This window comes from Chryseobacterium sp. (assembly GCF_022712095.1).
In the GTDB taxonomy this organism is placed as follows: Bacteria; Bacteroidota; Bacteroidia; order Flavobacteriales; family Weeksellaceae; genus Chryseobacterium.
This window is the reverse complement of sequence record NZ_JALAHD010000153.1, coordinates 1-2,879: the sequence shown is the minus strand read 5'-3', so window position 1 is coordinate 2,879 and position 2,879 is coordinate 1. Positions and strand designations below refer to the sequence as shown.

General features: G+C 30.0%; 5 protein-coding genes and 1 pseudogene. All 6 read left to right on the top strand.

The features are described 5' to 3' along the window. A partial coding sequence (locus tag Q0A18_RS07760) for a hypothetical protein (RefSeq protein WP_292009578.1) occupies nt 1-352 on the top strand: 352 nt, incomplete at its 5' end. A gap of 43 nt (nt 353-395) precedes the next feature. Beyond that, nucleotides 396-896 (top strand): hypothetical protein, encoded by a 501-nt coding sequence (locus Q0A18_RS07755; RefSeq protein ID WP_292009577.1) that lies wholly within the window; start codon nt 396-398, stop codon nt 894-896. A gap of 42 nt (nt 897-938) precedes the next feature. After that, nucleotides 939-1,436, top strand: coding sequence for a hypothetical protein (locus tag Q0A18_RS07750; RefSeq protein ID WP_292009576.1), 498 nt, complete (start codon nt 939-941; stop codon nt 1,434-1,436). 187 nt (nt 1,437-1,623) lie between these two features. Further along, nucleotides 1,624-1,977, top strand: coding sequence for a DUF2200 domain-containing protein (locus Q0A18_RS07745; RefSeq protein ID WP_292009575.1), 354 nt, complete (start codon nt 1,624-1,626; stop codon nt 1,975-1,977). A 53-nt stretch (nt 1,978-2,030) separates the two neighbouring features. Next, on the top strand, nt 2,031-2,519 hold the full coding sequence (locus Q0A18_RS07740; protein WP_292009574.1) for a TPM domain-containing protein: 489 nt from the start codon (nt 2,031-2,033) through the stop codon (nt 2,517-2,519). After that, nucleotides 2,516-2,879: pseudogene (locus Q0A18_RS07735) on the top strand (hypothetical protein); the annotation flags it as partial. The gene Q0A18_RS07740 and the pseudogene Q0A18_RS07735, both read left to right, overlap by 4 nt.

Below are 2,879 nucleotides of genomic sequence, written 5' to 3'. Positions count from 1 at the left end.
TCAGTTTTATGGAAAGCCTTTTTCCAATTTTTATAGTGAATTACAAAATAAAAATATAAGTGTAAAAGGTTGGATTTTTGATCCCAAAATAGTACCTGGCACAAAATATTATGTCTTAACACTATTTTTTTCTGATATGAGTTTGCTTCGGGTAGCAAAAGAAAATTCTTTTCGTTCTCCCCGAATGTCTGTAACATTTGAAGATGAAATACCTAGTCAGGTAGTTAGTTTAATGGAACAAAATCATGCTGTTTGGAACCCAACTGTTGCTCAGTTTTTTTCATCTTTGAAAGTAGAGAAAATAGAATTTTCAGGAGTTAAAGGATACAACGTCAAGGACTGGTCCGAATAAATAATACGTTTCGATATTCATGGGCTTTATCTCTAAAATAACAATGAAAAAACTATTAATAACTAAAGTAATGCATTTATTCTGTTTATTTCTTATTACAGAAAATATAAAAGCTCAAACAAATACTGATTATATAACCTTCTATAATAATACCATAACCAAATTGAATCCTATTATTTCAAATAAAACCCAATTTTATGACCAGCCATTTTCTAATTTTTATAATGAGTTACAAAATAAGGATGTGAAAGTTGTCGGATTATTTTGTGATACAAAAGTTACTCCAGGAACAAAATACTACATTTTGAAATTATTTCTTTCTGATATGAGTATGCTTCGTATTGCATCAATTAGCTCCTATAATGACCCGCGTATTTCTATTACTTTTAAAGATGAAATACCGAATCAGGTAAATAATATGATTAGCCAGTATCATGCGCAATGGAACCCTACTTTTGCTGAGTTTTTTGCAAATCTTAAAATTGAAAGTATAAAATTTATTGGAGTAAGAGGATATAATAGTACAGATTATTCAGCCAAGTGAAATTCTATTTTCTTAAAAAAATAATTTCCAGAATAAGATTTTATGAAAAGTTTATTAATAACTAAAGCAATATTTTTATTCAGTTTATTTCTTATTACAGGAAATATAAAAGCTCAAACAGCTTCAGATTATATTAACTTTTATAATGATATTGTTCCTAAACTAAATTCCATAATTCCTAATAAAACTCAGTTTTATGGAAAGCCTTTTTCCAATTTTTATAGTGAATTACAAAATAAAAATATAAATGTAAAAGGGTGGATTTTTGATCCCAAAATAGTACCTAGTACAAAATATTATGTCCTCAAAATATTCCTTTGTGATGTTAATATGTTAGGAGCTGCTTCCAGAAACTCTTTTGTCTATCCTCTAATCATCATAACATTTGAAGAGGAAATACCTAGTCAGGTAGTTAGTTTAATGGAGCAAAATCATGCTGTTTGGAACCCAACTGTTGCTCAGTTTTTTTCATCTTTGAAAATAGAGAAAATAGAATTTTCAGGAGTTAAAGGATACAACGTCAAGGACTGGTCCGAATAAAATAATACGTTTCGATATATTCCCGATTAATTCAGAGATTTTATATCTAAAAACAACAATAAAAAAGATAATTTCGAAAAAACTACAGTAACTCCTCTCTATCCCGACACTCGTCACACTGAATTCTGGCCTTATAAAATTGATTATATTGCATGAATAAATTTCACTCAATTCAGTTATCAACAGCATGAATAATAACTCCCGAGTATACAAAATGTCTTTTGCCGGCGTATATCCGCATTATATTGCAAAAGCTGAGAAAAAAGGCCGTAGCCGGTCCGAAGTGCATGAAATCATTTTCTGGCTGACAGGCTACAATGAAGAAACATTACAATATCATATCAATAACAAAACAAACTTCGAAGATTTTTTCTCCCAGGCACCACAAATGAATCCGAACGTTTCAAAGATTACAGGAGTGATCTGCGGGTATCGTGTGGAAGAAATTGAAGATAAGCTTATACAACAGGTCCGTTATCTGGATAAACTGATTGATGAGCTGGCAAAGGGTAAAACCATGGACAAAATTTTGAGGAAGTAATTATTAACAATCAGGAAATGCCAATGAGAAAATTAATTATACTCTCCTTTGTTATGTTAGCATTCCTCCAATGCAAAAACAATCAGAGTAAGGAAAAACAACATCAATATATATCGGAAAATTCTGTCACTTCATTCCCTGAATCTTTAGGGTATGTTTCAGATTATGAAAATACACTCACCTCAGCAGAAATCCAGAATTTAAATACAATCCTTTCCGAATATGATAAAACAACAACCAATAAAATTGCAATTGTTTCTATCAACAAAAATCTGAACGAAAATAATTTTGATCAATATGCACTTGATTTGTCTAATCATTGGGGAATCGGAGATCCCGGAAAAAATAATGGACTTACTATAGTGTACAGTTCTAAATTGAGAAAAATAAAAATCTCAACAGGGAAAGGAGTTGAAAATATATTGACAGATGAAATCTGTGAGCAGGTGATGAACGAAAAAATACTTCCCAAATTCAAAAAAGGAGATTATTTCTTGGGAATAAAAAACGGAATAGCTGAATTTATAAAAATCTGGAAATGAAAATATTAAAATCTATATTATCCATATCTTTAATACTCACAATTCCTATAGCTATTTTTAACTGCAAAAAAAAATCTTCAATTACCGAAACAGAAATTGATTCTATTCAATCTGTAAATGAAGTTCAGACTTTGGTAAGACGAATAGACTCATCATTCATTAATTATAACGTAAAAAGAATCCAGGATTTCAAAAATGATGACTTACAATCCCAAGAAAATTTAAAACTAGCTAATCAATTAGATCTAAACAAAAGCTTTTATAAAACCGATTTCGATCATAACGGATTCACTGATTTATTAGTTATCGGTGATGATCATTCCTGTATAGGAACTTTAAATCAATCATGCAGCTATAAAC

Excerpts from the sequence above, each read along its gene's own strand:
- Q0A18_RS07755 (WP_292009577.1), top strand. The coding sequence starts at position 396 with ATGAAAAAACTATTAATAACTAAAGTAATGCATTTATTCTGTTTATTT.
- Q0A18_RS07750 (WP_292009576.1), top strand. The coding sequence starts at position 939 with ATGAAAAGTTTATTAATAACTAAAGCAATATTTTTATTCAGTTTATTT.
- Q0A18_RS07745 (WP_292009575.1), top strand. The coding sequence starts at position 1,624 with ATGAATAATAACTCCCGAGTATACAAAATGTCTTTTGCCGGCGTATAT.
- Q0A18_RS07740 (WP_292009574.1), top strand. The coding sequence starts at position 2,031 with ATGTTAGCATTCCTCCAATGCAAAAACAATCAGAGTAAGGAAAAACAA.